At 60.8% G+C, this 22,641-nt stretch carries 22 protein-coding genes and 1 tRNA gene; 12 read left to right on the forward strand and 11 right to left on the reverse strand.

Annotation, left to right across the window (positions count from 1 at the left end):
* Positions 1 to 5: 5 nt before the first annotated feature.
* The 8 genes from GFER_RS02455 to GFER_RS02490 form a co-directional block, all read right to left on the reverse strand.
* Positions 6 to 1,328, reverse strand: a complete 1,323-nt coding sequence (locus GFER_RS02455) for a FliI/YscN family ATPase (RefSeq protein WP_040095719.1) — start codon at positions 1,326 to 1,328, stop codon at positions 6 to 8.
* Positions 1,328 to 2,002 carry a FliH/SctL family protein gene (locus GFER_RS02460; RefSeq protein ID WP_040095721.1) on the reverse strand — a complete coding sequence of 225 codons (675 nt, stop codon included), beginning with the start codon at positions 2,000 to 2,002 and terminating at the stop codon, positions 1,328 to 1,330. The genes GFER_RS02455 and GFER_RS02460 overlap by 1 nt, the downstream gene beginning before the upstream one ends.
* Positions 1,995 to 3,002 (reverse strand): flagellar motor switch protein FliG, encoded by a 1,008-nt coding sequence (fliG, locus tag GFER_RS02465; RefSeq protein ID WP_040095724.1) that lies wholly within the window; start codon positions 3,000 to 3,002, stop codon positions 1,995 to 1,997. The genes GFER_RS02460 and fliG overlap by 8 nt, the downstream gene beginning before the upstream one ends.
* Positions 3,003 to 3,018: 16 nt before the next feature.
* Positions 3,019 to 4,581, reverse strand: a complete 1,563-nt coding sequence (gene fliF / locus GFER_RS02470; RefSeq protein WP_040095726.1) for a flagellar basal-body MS-ring/collar protein FliF — start codon at positions 4,579 to 4,581, stop codon at positions 3,019 to 3,021.
* A gap of 59 nt (positions 4,582 to 4,640) precedes the next feature.
* Positions 4,641 to 4,934 carry a flagellar hook-basal body complex protein FliE gene (gene fliE / locus GFER_RS02475; protein ID WP_040095728.1) on the reverse strand — a complete coding sequence of 98 codons (294 nt, stop codon included), beginning with the start codon at positions 4,932 to 4,934 and terminating at the stop codon, positions 4,641 to 4,643.
* Positions 4,935 to 4,940: 6 nt separating this feature from the next.
* Positions 4,941 to 5,372, reverse strand: a complete 432-nt coding sequence (gene flgC / locus GFER_RS02480; RefSeq protein WP_040095730.1) for a flagellar basal body rod protein FlgC — start codon at positions 5,370 to 5,372, stop codon at positions 4,941 to 4,943.
* Positions 5,373 to 5,384: 12 nt separating this feature from the next.
* Complete coding sequence (flgB, locus tag GFER_RS02485; protein ID WP_040095733.1) at positions 5,385 to 5,798, reverse strand: flagellar basal body rod protein FlgB; 414 nt, start codon at positions 5,796 to 5,798, stop codon at positions 5,385 to 5,387.
* Positions 5,799 to 5,871: 73 nt separating this feature from the next.
* Complete coding sequence (locus tag GFER_RS02490; RefSeq protein WP_040095735.1) at positions 5,872 to 8,301, reverse strand: tetratricopeptide repeat protein; 2,430 nt, start codon at positions 8,299 to 8,301, stop codon at positions 5,872 to 5,874.
* 346 nt (positions 8,302 to 8,647) lie between these two features.
* On the opposite strand from GFER_RS02490, the gene GFER_RS02495 reads away from it, so the two are divergent.
* The 11 genes from GFER_RS02495 (at position 8,648) to GFER_RS02545 (ending at position 18,706) form a co-directional block, all read left to right on the forward strand.
* Complete coding sequence (locus GFER_RS02495; protein ID WP_040095736.1) at positions 8,648 to 11,113, forward strand: chemotaxis protein CheA; 2,466 nt, start codon at positions 8,648 to 8,650, stop codon at positions 11,111 to 11,113.
* 7 nt (positions 11,114 to 11,120) lie between these two features.
* A complete protein-coding gene (locus GFER_RS02500) occupies positions 11,121 to 12,002 on the forward strand; it encodes a CheR family methyltransferase (protein ID WP_052445882.1) in 882 nt (293 codons plus the stop codon).
* A gap of 2 nt (positions 12,003 to 12,004) precedes the next feature.
* Positions 12,005 to 13,075 (forward strand): protein-glutamate methylesterase/protein-glutamine glutaminase, encoded by a 1,071-nt coding sequence (locus tag GFER_RS02505; protein ID WP_040095742.1) that lies wholly within the window; start codon positions 12,005 to 12,007, stop codon positions 13,073 to 13,075.
* Positions 13,072 to 13,560, forward strand: coding sequence for a chemotaxis protein CheD (locus tag GFER_RS02510; protein ID WP_040095745.1), 489 nt, complete (start codon positions 13,072 to 13,074; stop codon positions 13,558 to 13,560). Before GFER_RS02505 ends, GFER_RS02510 begins: the two co-directional genes overlap by 4 nt.
* 9 nt (positions 13,561 to 13,569) lie before the next feature.
* Complete coding sequence (locus tag GFER_RS02515) at positions 13,570 to 14,451, forward strand: HDOD domain-containing protein (RefSeq protein WP_052445883.1); 882 nt, start codon at positions 13,570 to 13,572, stop codon at positions 14,449 to 14,451.
* The gene (locus tag GFER_RS02520; protein WP_040095747.1) at positions 14,448 to 14,840 is read left to right on the forward strand and encodes a response regulator; all 393 of its coding nucleotides are present in this window, start codon (positions 14,448 to 14,450) and stop codon (positions 14,838 to 14,840) included. Before GFER_RS02515 ends, GFER_RS02520 begins: the two co-directional genes overlap by 4 nt.
* Positions 14,830 to 15,312, forward strand: coding sequence for a chemotaxis protein CheX (locus tag GFER_RS02525; RefSeq protein WP_040095749.1), 483 nt, complete (start codon positions 14,830 to 14,832; stop codon positions 15,310 to 15,312). Before GFER_RS02520 ends, GFER_RS02525 begins: the two co-directional genes overlap by 11 nt.
* A gap of 53 nt (positions 15,313 to 15,365) precedes the next feature.
* The gene (locus tag GFER_RS02530; protein WP_040095751.1) at positions 15,366 to 15,737 is read left to right on the forward strand and encodes a response regulator; all 372 of its coding nucleotides are present in this window, start codon (positions 15,366 to 15,368) and stop codon (positions 15,735 to 15,737) included.
* Positions 15,738 to 15,759: 22 nt separating this feature from the next.
* Positions 15,760 to 16,221, forward strand: a complete 462-nt coding sequence (locus tag GFER_RS02535) for a chemotaxis protein CheX (protein ID WP_040095753.1) — start codon at positions 15,760 to 15,762, stop codon at positions 16,219 to 16,221.
* 72 nt (positions 16,222 to 16,293) lie between these two features.
* The gene (locus GFER_RS02540) at positions 16,294 to 16,755 is read left to right on the forward strand and encodes a chemotaxis protein CheX (RefSeq protein WP_040095755.1); all 462 of its coding nucleotides are present in this window, start codon (positions 16,294 to 16,296) and stop codon (positions 16,753 to 16,755) included.
* A gap of 19 nt (positions 16,756 to 16,774) precedes the next feature.
* On the forward strand, positions 16,775 to 18,706 hold the full coding sequence (locus tag GFER_RS02545; protein WP_040095757.1) for a hypothetical protein: 1,932 nt from the start codon (positions 16,775 to 16,777) through the stop codon (positions 18,704 to 18,706).
* A gap of 81 nt (positions 18,707 to 18,787) precedes the next feature.
* On the opposite strand, the gene GFER_RS02550 is transcribed toward GFER_RS02545, so the two are convergent.
* From GFER_RS02550 to tadA, 3 genes are all read right to left on the reverse strand, one after another.
* The gene (locus GFER_RS02550) at positions 18,788 to 20,293 is read right to left on the reverse strand and encodes a sigma-54-dependent transcriptional regulator (RefSeq protein WP_040095759.1); all 1,506 of its coding nucleotides are present in this window, start codon (positions 20,291 to 20,293) and stop codon (positions 18,788 to 18,790) included.
* A gap of 146 nt (positions 20,294 to 20,439) precedes the next feature.
* Positions 20,440 to 20,527: transfer RNA gene (locus GFER_RS02555), tRNA-Ser, on the reverse strand.
* Between the two features lie 22 nt (positions 20,528 to 20,549).
* The gene (tadA, locus tag GFER_RS02560) at positions 20,550 to 21,050 is read right to left on the reverse strand and encodes a tRNA adenosine(34) deaminase TadA (protein WP_040095762.1); all 501 of its coding nucleotides are present in this window, start codon (positions 21,048 to 21,050) and stop codon (positions 20,550 to 20,552) included.
* Positions 21,051 to 21,717: 667 nt separating this feature from the next.
* On the opposite strand from tadA, the gene GFER_RS02565 reads away from it, so the two are divergent.
* Positions 21,718 to 22,593, forward strand: coding sequence for a DUF362 domain-containing protein (locus GFER_RS02565; RefSeq protein WP_082047783.1), 876 nt, complete (start codon positions 21,718 to 21,720; stop codon positions 22,591 to 22,593).
* Positions 22,594 to 22,641: the final 48 nt, after the last annotated feature.

The raw sequence follows: 22,641 nt of genomic DNA on the forward strand, positions 1-22,641 counted from the left end.
GGTTTTCAGCGCAGCTCTTTGCGGCGGTCGAGCACCAAAGCCTCCATTTCGGCCAGGGTGGTCTCCAGGTCGACCTTTTCGTCCATGCTCTGGCGCAGAAATTCGATCACCGCATCGATGCGGGTCAGGGCGTAGTCGATCTTGGCGTTGCTTCCCTTGGCGTAGGCACCGATGTTGACCAGATCCTCCGCCTCTTTATAGGTGGCGAGAATTTCGCGCACCTGCCCGGCGTATTTGAGGTGATCGGCGGAGATGATGTCGCGCATGACGCGGCTGGCCGAGGCCAGGATATCAATGCAGGGATAGTGATTTTTCGCCGCCAGCGCGCGCGAGAGCACAATGTGGCCGTCGAGAATGGAGCGCACCGAATCAGCGATGGGCTCGTTCATGTCGTCGCCTTCGACCAACACGGTATAAAGACCGGTGATGCTGCCGCGGCCACGAAAGGAGCCGGCGCGCTCGAGAAGTTTGGGCAGGGTGGCGAAGACCGAAGGGGTGTAGCCTTTGGTGGTAGGCGGTTCGCCGACGGCCAGGCCGACTTCGCGCATGGCCATGGCAAAACGCGTCACCGAGTCCATCATCAGCAGCACCTCGGCGCCCTGGCCGCAGAAATATTCGGCCACGGTGGTGGCGACAAAGGCGCCGCGCATGCGCAGCAGCGGCGATTGATCGGAGGTGGCGACCACCACCACCGAGCGCGCCAGACCCTCGGGCCCCAGATCGCGTTCCATGAATTCCATGACCTCGCGACCACGCTCGCCGATGAGGGCGATCACATTGACGTCGGCGCGGGCATGCTTGGCCATCATGCCGAGCAGCACGCTTTTACCAACGCCCGACCCGGCCATGATGCCCATGCGCTGCCCCAGGCCGCTGGTCAGCAGAGCATTGATGGAGCGCACTCCCAGATCCAGAGGTTGCTCTATTTTCTTTCGCTCCATGGGTCCGGGCGGCAGGGAATAAAGAGGCATTTCGCTCCCCCCCGTCAGGGCCGGGCCCCCGTCGAGAGGCTCGCCCATGGCGCCGATGACCCGCCCCAGCAGTCCCTCATGAACCGCCAGCGTCGCGCTGGAGCGGCGCACGCGGATCAGACTGCCGGGCCCCAGGCCGCGCAGTTCGCCCAAGGGCATGAGCAGCGCCTGGGAGTCGCGAAAACCCACCACCTCGGCGGGTACGCCGGGGCCGCCGTCAAGGGGTTGGATTTCACAGAGAGTGCCCACCGAGGCCTGCGGGCAGGATCCCTCGACAATCAGGCCGACGATGCGCGTCACCTTGCCGAGGACCCGCAGGGCCGGCACGGCGCGAATGCTATCGAGCAATGCTTCCATCAGCGCGCTCCGAGATGCTCTTGCAAGCGACTGCGGATTTCGTCGAGACGACTGTCGATGGTTGCATCGACCTGACCGAGGCGCGATTCAACGATGCAGCCGCCGCGCGAGATCTTTGCGTCGGCGCCGAAACGCAATTCGCGAAGGCCGCTCACCGCCGCCAGAAACAGCGGTTTGTGTTCAACAACCTGCGCCAGATCATCGGGATGCACCCGCACCTCGTACTCGTCGGCCTTGAGGGCATTCTGCAGGGCGCTTTTCAGGGTATCAAAGACGAACTCGGGTCGCGTGGCGACCTCCGCGCCGATGACCTGCTCGGAAATCGCCATTACCAGCTGCACCATGTCCTCGGTGCTGTTTTTAAGTAAGCTCGCGCGCAGGCGGGTGACCTCGTTGAGGGCCTGGCTCAAGGCGTCGGCCGCGCTCACCAGGGCGGCGGCGCCTTCATCAAGGGCCTGGCGGTACCCCGCGCTGCGCGCCTCTTCAAGCTGCTCACGGGTTATGGCTGCACCCGGCGCGCCGGAGCCCGGCGTGTCGACCACCAGAGCGCGGGCGGCAGGCTCGTCTTCGACGAACACCCCGAGCCCCCCCTGACCTTCGCTCTGTTCATCGAAATCAAGAAAGCGCAGGGTTTTGAGACCCGCGGGTTCGCTGACGCGAAAGACTCTAGACAAGAGCATCCTCCCCGCCGCGGCCCGGAATCACCAACTGGCCTTCTTCCTCGAGCTTGAGGGCGACCTGCAAAATGGTCTGCTGCATGGCCTCGACTTCCGAGACCCGCACCGGTCCCATGGCTTCGAGATCTTCCTCGATCATCTCCGCGGCACGCTGGGAGATGTTGCTGAAGATCTTTTCCTTGACGTCCTCGGAAGCCGATTTGAGGGCCAGGGTCAGAGTATCGTTGTTGATCTCGCGCAGCACCATCTGCAGCGAGCGGTTGTCGAGCTTGACCAGGTCGTCGAACGTGAACATTTTGCGCCGGATGGTTTCGGCCATCTCCGGATCGGTGACTTCCAGGGCGGCAAGAATCGCGCGATCCCCGCCCTTGTCGAGTCGCCCGAGAATCTCCACCACTTTGTCGATGCCGCCGACCTGCTTCTGCTCCTTGCTCACCACCACCCCGATCTCGCGCTGCAAGGCATCCTCGATCTGCGCGATGACCTCCGGCGACACCCGGTCGATCTTGGCCACGCGGTACATGACATCGGCCTGCAGTTCTTCAGGCAGAAAGGAGACGACTTTGCTCGCATGTTCGGATTTCTGCGTCGAGAGAATCAGCGCGATGGTCTGGGGGTGTTCGCTTTCGAGAAGGCTTGCAACCATGCGCGGCTGCATCATGGAAATGGTTTCCAGGGGACGACCCTCGGTGCCGCTGGCCATCTGCTCAAGCAGGCTCTCGGCGCGCTCGTCATCGCCGGAACTGGCAATGGCGCGCCGCATGAAGTCGTTGCCGTTGACAAATAAGCCGATACTTTTGTTCTGAACCTGCTTACATTCGTTGAGCACGTCGCGCGCGATATCCGAGGGAACATGATCGATGGTCATCATGCAACGGCTGATCATGCGCACTTCGAGGTCATCGAGCTCGGCAAAGATGGCCGAGGAGGCCTCCTCGCCGAGACACAGCAGCAGGATTGCCGCTTTTTCCACACCGGAGAGTTTGGAATATTGCATGCCCTTGCCTCAGTCCTCAGCTTTCTTTGAGCCAGGTCTTGATCACCTGAGCCGGTGTCGCCCTGCCGCCTAGCACATCGTTGCGAATCTGCGCCAGGGGATCCTTAGGACCGGGGAGCATACCGGTCTGGCTCATCTCCGACTCAAGTTCTTCCACCGTCTTGTAATGCTCGACGGCCTTGGCTTCGCTCTTGATGGTTCGCACCAGGGGCCGCAGCAGAATGAAATAGACCAGGGCCGCGGCCACGGCCAGCAGCGCGTATTTGATCAGCGGCCAGAACTGCCAGAAGGTATCCAGGGGGCTGGATTCCACGCCGGAAAAATCGGCTATGCCGTTTTCAAAAGGCATGGAGACGATCTGAATCTGATCGCCGCGGTTGCGGTCCAGGCCCAGGGCGCCGGCCACCATGTTCTCGATGGATCTCAGTTCGTTGTCGTTGCGCGGCACGAAGGCCGGGCCATCGCTGCCCGGGGGCGCCGGCCGGTCGCCGACCAGCACCGCCACCGAGAGATTTTTGAGTCCGCCGACGGAGCCGACAGTACGGCTGATGGATTTGCTGATTTCAAAATTGGTGGTTTCCTCGTTGCGGCTGGACGGAATTGCCCCACCCAGACCCATGGCCGGTCCTTCCAGATTGGCTTCCACCCCGGGCACGCCGCCGGCGTCCTGCTGGCCCGAGCGTTCTTCCATGACCTGTTCACTGCGCACCGCAGTGCGGTTGGGGTCGAAAATCTCCTCGGTCCGTTCAACCTGGGAAAAGTCCAGCTGCGCGGTGATGCGCACCAGAGAATTGCCGATTCCCAGGGCCCGATCCATAAGCGACTGGGCGCGCTCTTCAAGAGTCCGTTCAACGCGTTGCTGATAATCAAGCATGCCCGGAGTCATGGGCCCGTCGATGCCGTCACCGGGTTTTTTCGACAGCACCCGCCCGGTGGAGTCAATGACCGTGACCTGTTGCGGATCAAGGCCCTCGATGCTGCTCGCCACCAGATGCACGATGCCCTGCACCTGGCCCTCATTGGGACTGCGCCCGGGCACCAGTTTGAGGATGACCGAGGCGGTGGCGACTTGCTGCTGCTCGCGAAACAGGCGCTTTTCCGGTAAAGCCAGATGCACCCGCGCGCCCTCGACCAGGGAGAGATTGGCGATGGTGCGCGCCAGCTCACCCTGCAGGGCCCGCTGATAATTGACTTTCTGCGCAAAGTCGGTCATGCCGAAACTTTGTTTGTCGAAGAGCTCAAAACCGATGCCGCCGCCCTGGGGAATCCCGGCACCGGCCAACTCCAAACGCGCTTCGTAGACCTGGGCCACCGGCAGATAGATGGAGCGCCCCTCGTTCTGCAGCCGATAAGGCACGCGGTTTTCCTTGAGCCAGGCCACCACCGCGGCGGCATCCGTCGCATCAAGATTATTGTAGAGCAGGCGATAGTCGCCGCCGCGCGCGGACAGAATAATGAGTCCGAACAACACCACGCTGACAATGCCCACCCCGGCAAAGCTCAGCTTGCGCTTGAGGGGCCATTGCATGATGAGCTCGAACAAATTTTTCGGCGGCAATTTCTTAGCGTTTTCGGCCATCGGCCCGGAACCTCATTGCAGGATGTTGAATCACATTGCTTGCGAAATCGCTATAGACCCTAAACCTGCATGCGCATGACTTCGTGGTAGGCCTCGCTGACCTTGTTGCGCATCTGCACCATGAGGCGCAGGGAAATATCGGCTTCTTCCATGGCGATCATGACTTCGTGCAGATTCTTGGCCTGACCGGTGTGCAGTTGCTCCACCTGGCGATCGGCATTGACCTGTGCATTGTTGACCTTGGTGATGGTGTCCGCAAGGATTTCACCAAACCCCGTGCCCTTAGCGTTGACCGGCTGGGCGGGCGGTGTTCCCAGACCCTGCAGATGGGTATTCAGGGTAATGTCTTTCATGATGATTTACCTTCCTATTTCCAGGGCTTTTAGCGCCATGCGCTTAGATGCTTTGACCACGGTGACATTGGCTTCGTAGGCGCGGCTGGCCGATTTCATGTCCACCATTTCATCCATCAGATTGATGTTGGGCATGGCCACGTAGCCGCTGTCCTCGGCATCGGGGTGCGCCGGATCGTAAACCATTTTCGGCTCACTGGTGTCGGCCAGAATGCGATCCACCCGAACACCTTGCACCGCGCCACGCAGGCTTCGATCTAGACGTTCTTCAAAAGACGTGCCCACCGGGCGAAAAACCACACTTTTCTTTTGATAAGGACCACCTTCCGGCGTGCGGGTCGTCTCCATGTTGGCCAGATTGGAGCTGATGGTGTCCAGACGCATGCGCTGGGCCTGTAACGCCGACGAACTGATTCTCAAACTATTGAAAAGATCCATGCCGCCGACCTCCTAGCGCCCGTCCTGGGCCACATATTTAAGCAATCCCAGCTTCTTGCTCAACATCTGCGCCGCAGCTTCGTAGAGCAGCTGATTTTCGGCCATGCTGAGCATCTCCTGATCGACGCTGACGTTGTTTGCATCGCCCACACCCGAGCGATCCGGAGTGCGCAACACGCGTCCGGACACCTGCTCAAGATTGCCTCCGGACAGGGGAAAATGCTGCGCATGGGTCGCCGACATCCTGCCGTCACGCCGACCGACGGCGGCACCGAGTTCGTCGGCGAACTCAAAACGCGCCGCGCTGTAGCTCGGGGTGTGGGCATTGGCGATGTTGCTGGCGATGACCTGCTGATTCTGCTGCCGCAAATCCAGAACCTTGTGCAGCAACTGACTGGTCTGGTCGAAAATTCCCAGGGTGGACATGATTTACTCTCCTTCTGTTGACATCCGGCTCGGGCGCCCGTCGCGCAATGTCAGTCTTTTGACAGAAACGGGCTCACAAAGCCAAAACAGCTATCTTCTCTTGACCCAATTTGCGCCACAGATCACTGCTCCCCTCATCGACCAGTTCGCGCAAAACCTTAAGGGCAAGGGCCCGCCGGCCCTGGTGCAGATAGATCTGGGCGCTGCGATAAGCAGCCTGGTCGGCAACCTCCGCCCGGGTGCGCAGGGACTCGAACAACTCCAGTGCCTCGGGCAGAAGCTCAGCCCGATACAGGGATTCCGCCAGCAGCAGAAGCTCCTCGGGCGTGGGCGCAATCGCCAAATCTTCAGCGAAGCGCTGCAGGCAAACGACGGCATCCGCGTATCGTCCAAGCTTAAAGCAGATCCGCCCACCGAGAAGGTCAAGCGCGCGCCCCGCGGGGCGGTCAGGCGCCGTCAGCAGAGCGGCGGCCTCTTCGTCGCGGCCGCTTGCCTGCAGCGCGCGCGCCTTGACCAGAAGCACCTCGACACGATCACGCCCGCGCGGATAGTCGCGCGCATAACGGCGGGCGTACTCGCCGACCAATTCATACTGCTCGCGCTGCAACAACAGACCCAGCAAGGGCAGATAGAGAGACTCTTCACGGCCGGGTTCGCGGTTGTTGTCGAGCATGAACAGATAGACCCGCGCGGCGCGCCCGAGCAACTCCATGTCGCGAAAAGCGCTGGCGAGGCGTTCCAGAAACTCCCAGTTGATGCGCTGATCCAAAAGGATTTCGCGGTGCCTCTCGACCAATACCAGCGCCTGCAGATGCTCTTGCCGGTCGATGAGCTCATCGATCACCAGCGGTAACAGATCTCCCAGCAGGGCTTCGGCCTGGGGACGCAGACGGCCGCTGAAATAGTTGCGGATGAATCGCTCAAGCAGCGCTATGCTGCCCACATTGTCATGACTCAGATGCAGCGCGAGCGCCTGCTTGAACGCCGCCTCTTCGCGCAACGGACGCTCGCCTGCCTCTTCGGCCATGCGCGCGTAATCCATAATGGCCCAGACCAGGGCCTTGTCTTCGCCGTTGAGCACGGCCAGGTCGATGAGCTTGAGAGTCGCACGGGGACCGCCCCTGCTGTCGGGAAATGCGACCAGCACGCGATCAAGCAGAATCCGCGCGGCGCGATTGTCGCCGGCACGCCAGGCCGCCTGAGCCTGAGCAAAATAGGCCGGCCCCTCTTCGCTGGTGCCGGCGCACAGCACCGCGAGGCGGGCGTAAGCCTCGGCCGCCTCGGCGAAGCGACCCAGCCCATAGAGGGCGCGCGCCAGGCGCTCCACGGCAAAAGCATTCCGCAATTGGCCGTAGCGCTCTTCCAACTCGCCAAACAGCCTCACCGCCTCGGCATGTCGACCCATCCCGCTGAGAGCGCCGGCGCGGGCCAGCTGCCGCAGGTCATCGGCGCCGCCCGCCAGCGCGACCTCCTCAAGCAGCGCCAGCACCTGGGTGTCGCGGCCCATGCCGAGTACAATCTCCGCCTCCAGCAAACTCACCTGGGACAGCAAGGGATGCCCCTCGGCAAGAATCGCGCGCGCCTGGCTGAGATGGAACAGGGCACCATAAGGATCACCCGTAGTCGCCTGGGCGTAGGCGCAAAGATAGCGCGCCCGGGGCTCAAGATCCGCGCCGGGGAAAGTTTCGACAAAACTCTGCAGGCGGCCGCGCGCCTCGTTCGCCGCGCCGCTACGCGCCAGAGCCTCGCTCGACAAAAGAGTGAACTGTTCGCGTGCAGCGCCCTGCAAGGAGGCCGCGGGCACTTCGCGCAACATTTCCAGTGCCCCCCGCCAGTCGCCGCCGTGGCCAAGATCCAGGGCCGCGTTGAGAACCCTGGTGATTTCTCCCGCGGCGTTTTCCGCCAGGGGCTGCAAGGGCGGCAGCGCGGGCAGGGAAAAGGTGGGTTGCAACTCGAAACGCAGCAGCGTTTCATATTCGGCAAAAAAACGCCGCCAATCACCGGCATAGACGGATTGGCGCTGACGCATGCTGGAGGCGCCGTCGGGTTGCACCACCAACGCGCCGCCGAGGTGCGACATGATGGCCGGTCGCCGCCCGTCGCCCTCCTCGTTCCAGAACACGTCCAAAACAACTTGATTACGCGCGCGGTCGTATGCGGCTTCGGCGCGCGTCGGTGGACGCCGGAACAGAAAGGAAACCACCAGATCACCACGGCGATTGATGAACATCACCCGGACCAAACCGGCGTCCTCAGGCAGATTCTGGACATTGGCGCCCAGGGCGGTGTCCCCCAAAGTCAGGTCAACTCTCTGACCAGATACCGCGACCTGGGGAGCCACTCGCGCCGAAACCTCCAGAGAGATGCGCACCGCGCCAGGCGTCTCTTGCTTGGCCATGCCCAGGACCAGGGGGCCCGCAGGTTGTGCCGCGGCGGAAGTCGCCACCAGCAGCCAAGCGCAAAAGAAAATCAGGGGTATTCGTAAAAAGTTTAATTTCTCCAACCTTCGCACCTCCGCAAAAACCCATAAAAGCGAAATTCGTGCCAGTCGTCATTGTCGGCATTTTGACGGCGCCGCTGCCGATCCCTGGCCAATGCACAATGCGCCCAGGCCCCATAAGACCTACGCAGCCCGGAACAGCCAAATATTAATGCCGGCCCTGGTCAATTTTTGGCGCGGTTTCTGCTATCCCTCTGCGGGGAACCCGTACGATTTTTGGAAATTAGGTATTGCTAATTACAATCCAATTATATAATCTACTACAACATCCGGGCTCCGCCCGCCCATGTCAATCAGCTCGCACCACTCTCAAGCGAGCGTCTGCAAGAAACAAAGGGACAGGAAACCCATGGTGAGCGACGACCAGATTGAAATCATCCAGGAGTTCGTGCAGGAAAGCCGCGACATGATCGAACAGCTCGAGCCGACCATTATCGAGCTCGGACAAAGCGTGCATGACGTGCAATGCTGGGAAACCCTCAACTGCAGCGCAACGGACTGTGCCCGTCACGGCCGGCAACGCGATTTTCCCTGCTGGCTGGAGATGGGCCATATTGCTGATGGCAACGGCAGTTGCATTTTCACCGAATCCAAACAGGACTGCCTCAACTGCCGGGTATTTCAGTCGATCAACGGCGACGGAAAAACCATGAACGCCATCTTTCGCCTGTTTCATTCCATGAAGGGTAGCGCCGGCTTTCTCGAATTCGATGACATCACCCGCGTCGCCCACACCGCGGAAAATCTGCTCGACCTGATCCGCAACGGCGGCATCCGCATGCAACCCGAGCATGTGATGCTGCTGTGCGCCAGTTGCGATTTTGCCAAGGAAGCTCTGGATCTGGTGGAAGAGCATTTCAGCGACCAAGGCATGCGCGCAGCGGCCGAAGATATGGCCGCACGCCTCGATCAGGCCATCGAGCAGGCACGGAATCTGGCGCAGACCGCTTTGGCCACAACCGACGAGGCGGCCGCCCCTGAGGCGGCAGAAACGGCCCCGGCGGAAGAGCCGCCGTTCGAGCTGGCAATTTCCGCCGATATGCTCGAAAAATTCGTACAGGAGGGCGATGAGCTGCTGCAAAACGCCGAGCAGGATCTGCTCAAATGGGAAGAGATCGGCGAAAACCCTGCTATCATCGCCAATCTGTTTCGCAGCGTGCACAGCTTTAAAGGCAACTGCGGTTTTTTTGGCGTGGCCGACATGGAGCGGCTCTCCCATCAGATGGAAACAGTGCTCGACGCTGTCAAGTCGGGGCAGGACTATGGCCTGCGGCCCGGCGAGATCATGCTGGGCCTCATTGATGTCCTGCGCGAAGCCCTCGCCGATCTCTCCCGCGGCGGCGGCGGGCGCATCGACAACCTCAATGCCTACCTGGAGCAACTCGCCGAAACGCTGGAGGAGGCAAATCCGGAACCCCAGGTTGCCGAAAAGCCGGTTGCGGAGGAACAGGAACGCGCCGTCCAACCGTCCGTGCCCGAGCCGCAACCGATTGCCGAACAACCATCCGTCACGCCGGCAGAACCCAGACCGGTCGCGCCCAAGACCAAACCTGCGGTGACCCCCGTCGCCGCGCCCAAAGCCAAGGCGGCTGAAGGCAAGTCCGCGCCCGCCGCAAGTGCGGCGCCCCTCAAGCGTCAGGATATCCGGGTCGATCTGGAAAAGCTCGACAACCTGATCAATCTCATTGGCGAGATCGTCATTGCCGAGAACATGCTGGTGCGCAATCCCGACCTCGACGGCCTGGAGCTGGAAAATTTTTCCAAAGCCGGCCAGCACATGAGCAAATTGGTGCGCGAGCTGCAAGAAACAGCCATGATCATTCGCATGATTCCCGTCTCCGGCCTGTTCCGGCGCATGATCCGCCTGGTCCACGACATCTCGCTGAAGGCGGGAAAAAAAGTCGAACTACGTCTCTCCGGCGAAGAAACCGAGATGGACAAGACCGTCATCGAAACCATCACCGACCCCCTCGTCCACATTCTGCGCAATTCCTGTGACCACGGGGTCGAACCGCCCGCCGAGCGGCTCCAGGCGGGCAAGCCGGAAAAAGGCGTGGTCAAACTTTCGGCCTGTCACGAAGAGGGCGAGGTGTGGATCACCATCGAGGACGACGGTCGCGGCCTGGATCGCGACAAACTCCTGGCCAAAGCCATCAGCAAGGGTCTGGTGGAAGGCGATGGCTCGGACATGTCGGACAAGGCGATCTACAACCTGATCTTTGCGCCGGGCTTTTCCACGGCGGAGAAAATTACCGATATCTCCGGCCGCGGCGTGGGCATGGATGTGGTGCGTCAGAATCTCGACAAGATCAAGGGACGCGTGGATGTGCACAGCCGCAAGGGCCAGGGGACCCGGATCACCCTGCGCATTCCCCTGACATTGGCGATCATCGACGGCATGCTGGTGCGCGTCGGGCAAACCAAGGCCATCGTCCCGACCCTGGCGATCCGCGAAGCCTTCCGTCCCCCGGCCGACGCCCTGACGATCACCCCCGACGGCGATCACCTGGTGCGCGTACGCGAACGCTTTCTGCCGGTGGTGCGTCTGCACGACATCCTGCGCAAGGAACCCGATTCACGCCAGGTCGAAGACGGCATTCTCATCGTGCTGGAGAACCAGGACGCCAGCATCTGTCTACTCGTCGATGAGATTCTCGGTCAGCAGCAGACGGTGATCAAGGGACTCTCCGATTACATCGGTTCGGTGGGCGCGGTTTCGGGCTGCACCATCATGGGCAACGGCGAAGTCTGCTTGATTCTCGATATCGGCAGCCTCATGGAAATCAGCCAGGGCGCAAGCCTGGCGGGCAACTGAACCCATCATGACGGAACAAAGCCTCAAATCAGCATCCTCGGCCGAGGGTGGAAACAGCGGCCTCATGTCCATCAGCGACGAAGAGTTCGAGCTGCTGCGGCGCCTCATCAAGAGCCGCTTCGGCATCAATCTCACCGACCAGAAAAAATCCCTGGTGGTGGGCCGTTTGCAGAAGCTGCTGCGCAGTACGGGTTTTCAATCCTTCCGCGCCTATTACGAGTATTTGACCGATGGCAAGAACGAGAGCGCCCTCTCGGAGCTGATCAACCGCATCTCCACCAACCACACCTATTTCAACCGGGAGAAGGCGCACTTCGATTACTTTCAGCAGGTCGCCCTTCCGGCGGTGACGGAAAACCTCAAGCGCCGCAACAGCCGCGATCTGCGCATTTGGTGCGCGGGCTGCTCGTCGGGCGAAGAGGCCTATACCCTGCAGATGCTCATGCTCGAATATTTCGGCGGCGATTACGGGCGCTGGGACGCGGGCATCCTGGCCACGGATATTTCCGAGCGGGTGCTGAGCATTGCCGACCAGGGCATCTATGCCCAGGAACGGGTCATGCAGCTGCCCGAAACCCTGCAACGCAAGTATTTTCGCCGTCTGCCCGACGGCAGCAGCCAGGTGATCGAAAGTGTGCGCAAAGAGGTGACCTTTCGCCGCTTCAACCTGATGAACCGGCAATTTCCCTTTAAGAAGCCCTTTGACATCATTTTCTGCCGCAATGTCATGATTTATTTCGACCAGCCGACCCGCGAGGAACTGGTCGGCAAGTTTCACCAACTCACCGTACCCGGTGGCTATCTGTTCATCGGCCACTCGGAAACCCTGGGCCGCAATCATTCCCTTTATCGCTACGTGATGCCCGCGGTATTTCAGAAGGGAGCCTGATCATGGTTTTGAACAAGGTCCGTGTGCTGGTGGTGGACGATTCGGCGCTGGTGCGCCAGATCCTCACCCAGGGGCTCAATGCCGACCCCGCCATCGAGGTGGTGGGCTCTGCCGCCGACCCCTACCAGGCGCGCGACAAGATCATTCAGCTGCAACCCGACGTCCTGACGCTCGATGTGGAAATGCCGCGCATGGACGGGGTGGAGTTCCTGCGTCGCCTCATGCCGCAGCATCCCATGCCGGTGGTTATGGTCAGCTCTTTGACGCAAAAGGGCAAGCAGATCACCATCGACGCCCTCGAAGCGGGCGCGGTGGATTTCGTCGCCAAGCCGACCGCCGATGTCGCGCGCGGCCTACAGGCGATGATGCTGGAACTGCGCGTCAAGGTGAAAATTGCCTCCACCGCCAACGTTTCCCACTGGAAGGCGCAGCGCCTCGCCGCCGCACCCCCGCCGCGCCCGCCCCTGGCGACAACCGCAGCCCTGGCCGAATCGACGGACAAGGTCATCGCCATCGGCGCGTCTACCGGCGGCACCGAGGCGATCAAGAAGGTCATCACCCGGTTTCCCGCCACCAGTCCCGGCGTGGTAATCGTGCAGCACATGCCGGCCGGTTTCACCAAAATGTTCGCCGAGCGCCTCAACCAGCTCTGTCCCATGGAAGTCAAGGAGGCAAGCAGCGGCGACCGGGTCATGCCGGGCCGGATTCTGGTCGCCCCGGGAGAAAAGCAGATGCGGGTCATCCGTTCCGGAGGCTTTTATCAAGTGACCTGCGAGCTGGGAGAAAAGGTCAGCGGCCATTGCCCCTCCGTGGATGTGATGATGCATTCGGTGGCCAAGCATGTGGGTGCCAACGCCGTGGCGGCGATGCTCACCGGCATGGGCGCAGACGGCGCGGACGGCATGGCGGCCATGCGCCAGGCGGGGGCACGCTGCATTGCCCAGGACGAGGCGAGCTGCGTGGTGTTCGGCATGCCCAAGGTCGCCTATGAGCGTGGTGGCGCCGAAAAACTCCTACCAATCGACGATATCGCGCCGGCGCTGCTGCGCCTGCTGAGTGAGAGACGCGCATGAGTACTCTGATTCTGGGCATCGGCGATTTGGGCGCCACCAAGAATCCCGACGACCTGGTCAAGACCTTCGCTTTGGGTTCGTGCGTGGCCGTAATCATGCTCGATCCCAAGACCCGCACCGCCGGCATGGTGCACTGCGCCCTGCCCGAGGCGCGCATCAATCCGGCCAAGGCCCAGGAACGCCCAGGCTATTTCGCCGACTCGGGAATTCCGGCTCTGCTGCGCGAGATGGCTCGCCACGGCTGCGATCCGTCGGGACGCGGATTTATCGTCAAGCTCGCCGGAGGCGCCAAGGTCATGGATCCCAACGACACGTTCAATATCGGCAAGCGCAATCTGCTCGCCGCCAAAAAAATCCTCTGGGCTCACGGCCTGGGGGCCGTAGCCGAAGATGTCGGCGGCAACTTCAGTCGCACCGTCACCATCACCGTGCACAAAGGCGAGGTATGGCTCTCCTCGCCCGGCCGCCCCAACTGGAAACTTTAAGAGGACGCCATGGCAACCAAGGTCGATCGTCAAGCCATTCTCGAGGCCATCAAAAAGGCGCCCATGCTCTCCCCCAGCGCCTCGCGCCTGTTGCAGATCACTGCGGCCCGCGAGCATGAAATGGCGGAAGTCATCGCCGTGGTGCGCACCGACGCACAGCTCACCGCGCGGGTCTTGAAAACCGTCAACTCCGCCGCTTTCGGCCTGCTCTATGAAATCACCTCCATCGACCGCGCGGTGAATTACCTGGGCGAGCGCATGGTGGTCGGCATCGCCATCGGCGATTGCGCATCACAGCTCTTTCAAAAACCCCTGGTGGGATACGAGAGTGAAAAGGGCAGCCTCTGGCGCCACGATCTGCTCACCGCCATCGCGGCGCGCGAGGTGGCGACCAAATGCCGCACGCCCCTCAATCCCGATCTGGCCTTCACCGCCGGATTGCTGCACGACATCGGCAAGGCGCTGATTTCTGATTTTCTCAAGGGCACCCCCGAAGGCCTGCTGCGTGAACTCGAAGAGCACCTGCTCAACGACTATCTGGAGGGCGAGCGCGAAACCCTGGGCATCGATCATCCCGAGGCGGGATCGGAGCTGGCGCGTGCCTGGCATCTGCCCCAGTCTCTGCAAGCAGCGATTCGCCATCACCATGCGCCCCAGGATGCGCCACCCGAACAGCGCCCCCTGGTGTATGCCGTGCACCTGGGCGACATCATCGCCATGATGGCCGGCTGCGGCACCGGTGCCGACTCTCTGCGCTACCGCCTCGACCCAAGCTACCCGGAGTTCTTTGAACTGACCCAGGACGGGCTCTTCGAGATCATTCTCGAAGCCGACACGGAATTTCAAAAAATCACCCATTCAATGGCCGAAGCCAAGGAGAAGCTGGTGTGAATCGCATTGTGATCGCCGACGACTCGGAAACCGCCCGCATGTTCATCCGCCGCTGCCTGGAAATCATCGGCCTGCGCGACGCTGAATTCATCGAGGCGGAAAACGGCCGCGAGGCCCTGCAGAGGGCCAAGGAAGCGCCCACCGACCTGCTGGTCTCCGACCTCAACATGCCGGTGATGGATGGCGCCACCCTGCTCAAGTGGGTCAAGACCAGCCCCAGGCTCACGGCATTGCCGGTCCTGATCATCACCAGCGCCGGCAACCCGGCCAAGGAAAAAGAACTGCTTGAATTGGGCGCCTTTGCCGTGCTCAACAAACCCGTGGCGCCGGCGCCGTTGCTCAAGGTTCTTGCGCCCCTGCTGCCCCAGGAGAACAACGATGTCTCATGACATGCCCGCCCGCGTGGAGCAGGCCATGCTCGAGGCGGTCAGCACCACCCTCGAAAACATGGCGTTCATGGACATTCAGCCACTGCGCGAACCGCATGACTGTCAGAGCCATGAACGGGTGTTCCGCGCCCGCCTGCTGGTCAAGGATCCCCTGCAGGGTGAGCTGTACCTGCTCATGCCCGAGGAGTTGCTGCGCGAAATCGCCGCGGGCATCTATGCCGCGCCGCCGCAGGACTTGGCGAGCGCGAAACTCTCCGACATTCTAACGGAACTGCTCAACACCATCGCCGGGTTGTTCCTCGCGCGAGTACTTCCCGCCAATCAGACCTTTGAGCTGGGCCTGCCCGAGATCGGTGAAATCGAATGCAGAAAGCTCGAACCGACCCTTCTGCAATGGCACTTTCAGGCCGACCGGGGCCATTTCTGCCTGGGCGCCGAGGGCGATTCCTGGCGACGGCTCCTGAGCGAATAAATCCTCACAACTCAATAACCCAAACCAAGAACCTAAACACCCAGGAGGTACCCATGGCCACAAGCGTACTGATCATCGATGATTCCAACACCATGCGCAAAATCGTACAGCGCTCCCTGCGTCAGGCCGGTTTTGAATTCGGCAAGATCCTCGAAGCCGGCGACGGCCAGGAAGCCCTGTCGGTTCTGGCCGCCGAGCAGGTCGATCTGATTCTGTCCGACATCAACATGCCCAACATGGACGGGCTGGAGTTTTTGCGCCAGAAAGCGGCCAACGACGACATCAAGGACATTCCCGTGGTCATGATCACCACCGAGGCGGGCACTGACATCCTTGGCGAAGCCAAGGCGCTGGGCGCCAAAGGCAGCATCAAGAAACCCTTCACTGCCGACCAGGTACAGGACGTCCTCGGCGGTCTTATCTAAACACTCGACAAAGGAGCCGACCGTGGATCTGGCAAAAACCATCAGCGACGCCACTCGGGAAATCTTCGAGACAATGATCATGACCGAGGTCATTCCCGGCGAACCCCGCAACGAGGGTTCGCAAAAATACAGCTGCACGGTCTCAGGCATGGTCGGACTGGCGGGCCTGTTTAAAGGAATGATCGCCATTCACACCCCCGACGCCGTGGCCATGTCCATCACCAGCAGCTTTCTCGGCATGGATGTGGACGAAGTCAATGAAGATGTCACCGACGCCATCGGCGAGTTGGCCAACATGTTGGCGGGATCGGTGAAAATGGTCTTGTCGCAAAACGGCAAGGATATTACCCTGTCCATTCCCTCGACGATCACCGGCGAGGAGTATTGCATCAACTGCATTCTCGACACGGATCGCGTAATCATGCCTTTCACCCTGGGCGAAGGACAGTTTTTGGTGGAAATTCAGGTGGAAAAACAGGCCTGAGCCCTGTTTTTTTACCCCCGGTATCAGGTGCACCATCTGCCGCCCGCAGCGCGGGCGGCCAGGGAGGAGAATGTGGATCTCAAACCTTTGATCGTCACCGCAACCCGGTGCGTCTTTTCCACCATGCTCATGCTTGAGGTCAAGCCCGACCCGGAAGATGCATCCACGGAAGCCGCGTTCAAAGGCGGCATTACGGGCATGCTGGGCTTTTCCGGCGATTTCAGCGGGATGCTCAGCCTGCACTGCCCGGCCGAAGTGGCGACCGGCATCACCGGCAGCTTTCTCGGCATGGAAATCGAAGAAATCGATAATGATGTCAAAGACGCCATCGGTGAGATGGTCAACATGCTCACCGGCAGCCTCAAGGAAGGTCTGGCCCATGTCGGCCAGGATATACGCCTGGCGATTCCTACCACCATCGTCGGGCGCTCCTTTCGCATCGCGAGCCAAAAAGCCGAAAACCGCATCTGCATTCCGTTTACTCTGGATGAAGGCAGGTTTTTCGTCGAAGTGAAATACCGGCAGACCACTTAAAAAAAGAAAGAAGCCTGACGTGCAAAGGGCGGTAGTCGACAGCGTTCTCAAATCGGCGATGGCTAAAATCGCCGAAGAGGTCGCCAGCTTGATGGGCGAGGAATTCAAGCTTTCCGAACCTCGCTTTCAGGCGGTGACCAAGCCGGAGTTCTTTGCGACTCCGCGGGATAAGTGCGCCTACAGCCGGGTCAGCGGCAGCGGCGATTTCAGCGGCGAGGCGGCCATCATCCTGCCCCTCAAGGACGCCGTGCTGCTCGGCGGCACCCTGATCATGCTACCGGCCGACGAAGTGGCCGAAAAAATCAAGAATCCCACTCTGGATGGCGAGGAAGGCGATGCCTTCGGCGAGGTCGCCAACATCATCGTCGGCGCGGTGACGGCGGTTTTCGAAGATCTCTATCCGAAAAAGCTGCATTTCAAAAAAACCGAGAGCGAAGTTCTCATTCCCACCAAGGTCGACCTCGACGCCGATGCCCCCTTCCCTCCGGGCCATTATCATCTCAGCACCTCAACCATGACTTTGGAAGGCAAGGCTCTCGGCGCCCTGGAGTTGCTGTTTCCCTTTGCGCTGCTCGGCCTGCCGGTGGCCGAAGAGAAAACCGCCGCCGCCCCATCGCCGGCGGAACAGCCGGAAGCTGCGGCCGCCCAACGCAAAGCGCAAACCGAGGAGACCGCGACCAAGGCGGCGGCGCGCAAGGCACCGGACAGCTCGAACGAAGAGCGCCAGGCCGCGGCGCGCGTGGCCCAAAGCGCCGAGCCGGAATCCGCACCCGCTGAGCCCGCCGCAGCCGAGGCGCCTGAGCCAAGCGCGCCACCGGCGTCCGGAGTGGCCCGCAACATCGTCGACAACATCCTCGGCAACGCTTTCAAGGAAATCGCCAAGGATCTCTCAGATCTTACCGGCCAGCCGGTCAAATGCGCGGGCCCCGTCTTTCAACCCTTGACCAAGGCCGAATACCTGGCGCTACCCCGCGACAAGGGGGCTCTGGCGCGCATGGAAATCAACGGCGACCATCAGGGCGAAGCCTTTCTCATCGTGCGTCAGCGTGATGCCATTCTGTTCGGCGGCACTCTCATCATGCTGCCCAACGAGGAGCTTGCGGCTAAAGTCAAGGCGAGTAAATTCGAGGGCGAGGAGGCCGATGCCTACGGTGAGGTCGCCAACATCATCACCGGCTCCTTGACCAAGATTCTTGAAGAACAGTACCCGCGCAAACTGCACCTCAAGCGTACCGAACTCGAGCCGTTGATCCCAACCAAGGTCGATCCCGAGGGTGCCACGCCCTTTGCCCCCGGCGAATACTACCTGGCCACCTGTCAACTGGCCCTTGAAAAAAAGCCCCTGGGTGAACTCGACCTGCTCTTTCCCGCCGCAGCGCTCGATATCAAGTTTGACGAACCCAAAGCCCAGCCTGCGGCAAGCGCAACGCGCCAGGATCAGAGCAGCGCTTCGCGTCAGGCGGAAAACGCCGCCAGCGAGCGCGGCGTCACCCACGCCAATGCCATCAGCAGCTCGGATCTGGCTGCCTTGCAGGCGGCCGCAGCCGAGCCCGACGCTGAGGAGGCGGACCAGCAGCGGGGCACCGTTCTTGTTGTGGCCGAAACCGCCGAGGCCGGCGCCCCCTTTGGTCAGTTGCTGCAAACTCGGGGGCAGGAACACCAGATCATGCGCTTTCAGGACAATCTCAAACAGGTTATCAACGGCCACAAGGTTTACGGCGTTTTTCTGGTCATGAACCAGGTTTCCGAGCAGGGTTTCGCCACCGCCATCAAAATTAAATCGGCTCTGCCGAAAAATGTACCCCTGGTGATGGCCGGCCCCGAGTGGACGCGCACCAGCGTCCTCAAGGCCGTGCGCTACGGGGTGCGCGACATCCTGGTGACCCCCGCCGACAGCAAGGAAATTGCCGAAAAACTCGGCCGCCACATGGTCGCGGCCACCGCACCCTGATTATTCCGGAAAGGCCCACGCAAAAAGCCCACTCCCTCGCGGGAATGGGCTTTGTTATTCGTCAAAATGGTTGCTGGTTGATCAGTCTTTATTGCGCCCGACGCGAGCCAGAAAACTGTCGAGCTGCTTTTTCTTGATTTTTTCCAGAAGGGTGGTGCGCTTGAGATTCAGCAGCTCGGCCGCTTCTTTCTTGTTGCCGCCGGTACGGGTCAGAGCTTGCAGAATGAGGCGATCTTCAAAATCGCTCACCAGGGTATTGAAATCGGCCTGATTCTCCAGGGCCTCCACCTCGCCATCGGTGCTCGGCGCATCGGCTTCGCGCACGGGAATCTGCGCCGCAGGCGCCGCACTCCGCACCGGGTTCGAACTCAACACCGGGGCCGAGACCACTTCGGGAGCCACTCCATCGAAGCCGGCCCGATATTTTTCCGGCAGGTCGGCGGTGCTGACCAGGCCTTCGGCATGCAGAATCGCCAGGCGCTGCACCAGATTTTCCAACTCACGCACGTTGCCGGGCCAGGCATAATTTTGCAGCGCCGCCAGGGCCTCACCGGTAAACCCGGCCAGGGCCCGCTTGCGGCCGCGATTATACACTTGCATGAATTTTTCGATGAGCAGCGCAATGTCTTCCTTGCGTTCGCGCAGAGGCGGAATCTGCAAGGGCACAACGCTCAAGCGATAGTAAAGATCCTCGCGGAATAATCCCTTTTTCACCGAGTCCTCAAGATTGCGGTGGGTCGCCGCAACAATGCGCACATCGGCACGTACAGGTTTGAGCCCACCGACCGGCTCGAATTCTTTTTCTTGCAGCACCCGCAGCAACTTGGCCTGCAAAGCCGGTTTCATGTCACCGATTTCATCGAGAAACAGGGTGCCGCCTTCGGCATACTGGATACGTCCCTGCTTCGACTGGTTGGCACCGGTAAAGGCACCCTTGACGTAGCCGAAAAGTTCACTTTCGAGCAGATCGTCGGGGATCGCCGCGCAGTTGAGGGGCACGAAATTCTTACCGGCGCGGGGGCTGAAGGCATGCACCGCCTTGGCCACCATCTCTTTGCCGGTGCCGCTTTCGCCCTGGATGAGAACCGTGCTCTCGCCGTCCTCGGCAACCCGCTCAATGATGTTGAATAGCGTCTGCATTGCCGACGACTGGCCGATGATGCCGTGAAAACCTTCGGTCTTGCGGATTTTCGGCCCGCGCTTTTCCTTGTGGACCAGCAGATCATAGTGCTCCAGGCTGCGGGCGGTGACGATGATCGCTTCATCCAGATCGGTCGGCTTGTTGAGGTAAAACAGCGCACCGGCTTGCAGAGTCTTGACCACTGCCTCGCGATTGCCGGCGGGCAGCATGACCACCGAAACCACCTCGGGGTTCTTGCGCAGCACCGCCTTGACCAGCTCGACGCCAAGATCCTTGGGCGCGAACAGGTCGCTGATCAACAAGGAGATTTCCTGCCCGTCGAGGGATTCCAGCGCCTCCTCGGGCGAGTCGGCCTCCAGCACCGGACAGCCGATCTCCTTGCGCAGCATCACGGCGAGGGTTTCTCGGCCGAGGCGGTCATTATCAACGAGCAGAATGGATCGCAAAGCGTTCTCCCTGAGACCAGAATACTCTTCAGCGCCCATATGATAACGGGGGCGGCAACTTCCTGCAAGCGTTCACGCACCGAATCAGGTGAAAATAAAACGAGGCCAGCTATAAAACAACTGACCTCGCAATACAAAAATTAAAATGGCGGAGGGGGTGGGATTCGAACCCACGGTACCTTGCGGTACAACAGATTTCGAGTCTGTCACCTTCGACCTCTCGGACACCCCTCCGCAGGGGTTTGTTCCAGTAACGTCAAGTCTCGGCTCGCTTTCGGCGCTTGTCCTCGCGCAACCGACGAAAAAAGCCGCTGAGCAGCGCGCTGCACTCCTGCTGCAAGACGCCTTCGGTCACCGCCACGCGATGATTGAAGCGCGGATCCTGGGAAAAATCGTATATGGAGCCGACGGCGCCGGCGCGCGGATCGCGACAGGCAAACACCAGCCGCGGAATGCGCGCCAGAATAATCGCGCCCATGCACATGACACAGGGTTCCAGAGTCACATACAGGGTGGTGTCGAGCAAACGCCAGGAATTGAGCGCGGCAGCCGCCTCGCGGATTGCCAGCATCTCGGCATGGGTGGTCGGATCATTGCTGGTTTCGCGGTAATTGCAGCCACGCCCGACAATCCGCCCACTTTCAACGACAAGCGCGCCGATGGGTACTTCGCCCAGCGCCTCGGCCCGCCGCGCCTCGCCCAGCGCCAGCTCCATGAACATCAGATCTTGGGACTGCTGCGCGGGGTCAATCGTCATCAAAGGTTTCGCCATCCATGCTCGACACAAGGAGCTATCTTTTACCACGATCGGCGGACCTTGACAAGCGCCGAAAGCACTCTTATCTCGAAGGGAAAACGTAACTATTCAGCTGGCACGTCCCACAGTACCGCAGGATGCGGCGGTTGAGCGCTGCGGCAAATGTTTGAGCCGCAGGTGAGTTTTTGCCGCACGCGATGCCGCCNGCGGCGGTTGAGCGCTGCGGCAAATGTTTGAGCCGCAGGTGAGTTTTTGCCGCACGCGATGCCGCCGGGTCCTGCGGTGCATGCTGAACAGTTACGGAAAAACACTGATTTTCTTTCCAGGAACAGATTTTCGGAGGGAATAAACAAAAAAATTGGGGCGAGCCTGGAAGGAGGTAGGGATCCAGACTCGCCCCGGGTCTCAACAGAGAGAGGGAGAAGAGGGTTTCGAAAGCCCGCCTGCCACAACAGGCCTTCGATGGTTGTGATCTTAACCCGAAGTTCTTTGGGCGGCTACGTTCAGGCAGGCAAAATTTTCATCAAGGTTACGCCTTTCGCGAGTGCGCAGATGCACAGACGCACGGCGGCAGCTCATGCTGAGGTGCTGCGTTCGGGCACCTTGCAGACACAAATCCTTCAATGCTACATTTGCGAAGAAGACCGGCAACGCCAGGAGATCCGTCATGCAGACCAACCGCGCAGAAACATTCGGCCGGTTTGATCCCGGCAGAAACAACCCGCCGCTAAAGCGCGGCGAGGTTTTTGTCCATTCTCTTTCCAGTTGGACCGCAAGTGTGTCACACCTTCTCTCTGCGGCCGGTCTGGCCCAGCAATTGGCCGGCCATCGCACCGTGCTGCTCAAACCCAACCTGGTCGAGGCCAGCGTCCCGCCCGTAACCACCCCTGTCGACCTCACGGCGGCCGTAGTCGACTTCATTCAGGCGCAAGCACCCGGAATACGGATCATTATCGGGGAAGGCTGTGGCTCCCTCGAATACGACACCCCCCACTGCTTCGCAACCCTGGGGTACACTGAACTTGCCGCCGACCGCAAAATCGAACTGCTGGATCTCAATCACGCGCCCCTTATTGAAATCAGCCACCCTCAGTGTCGACGCTGGCCAAGCATGCATCTGCCCTCGGTGCTGTTTGAATCCTTTCTCATTTCTCTCCCGGTCCTCAAGGCGCACACCCTGGCCGGCGTCACCCTGAGCATGAAAAACATGATGGGCGCCGCCCCGCCTCGTCACTACCAGCAGGGCGGCCACTGGAAAAAGGCCGCCTTTCACACGGGAATTCACGACGCCATCTGCGACCTCAACCGCTACCGCAGACCCGACTTCACCCTGCTCGACGCCAGCGTCGGCATGCAGAAAGCCCATCTCTGGGGGCCCACCTGCGATCCGGCGCCCAACCTGCTTGTCTGCGGGTATGACCCGGTTGCCGTGGATGCCTATGGCTGCGGCATTTTAGGGCTGGACTGGCGAGACATCGGCCACCTTGCCGAGGCCCACGGTGAGCTGGGACAAGCAGATCCCTTGCTGCCTCACGAGATCTGATCCAGCCCCCGGAAAGACGCACCGCTTTGCCCGCACAGAGCAAACTAT

The organism is Geoalkalibacter ferrihydriticus DSM 17813 (assembly GCF_000820505.1).
Classification (GTDB): domain Bacteria; phylum Desulfobacterota; class Desulfuromonadia; order Desulfuromonadales; family Geoalkalibacteraceae; genus Geoalkalibacter; species Geoalkalibacter ferrihydriticus.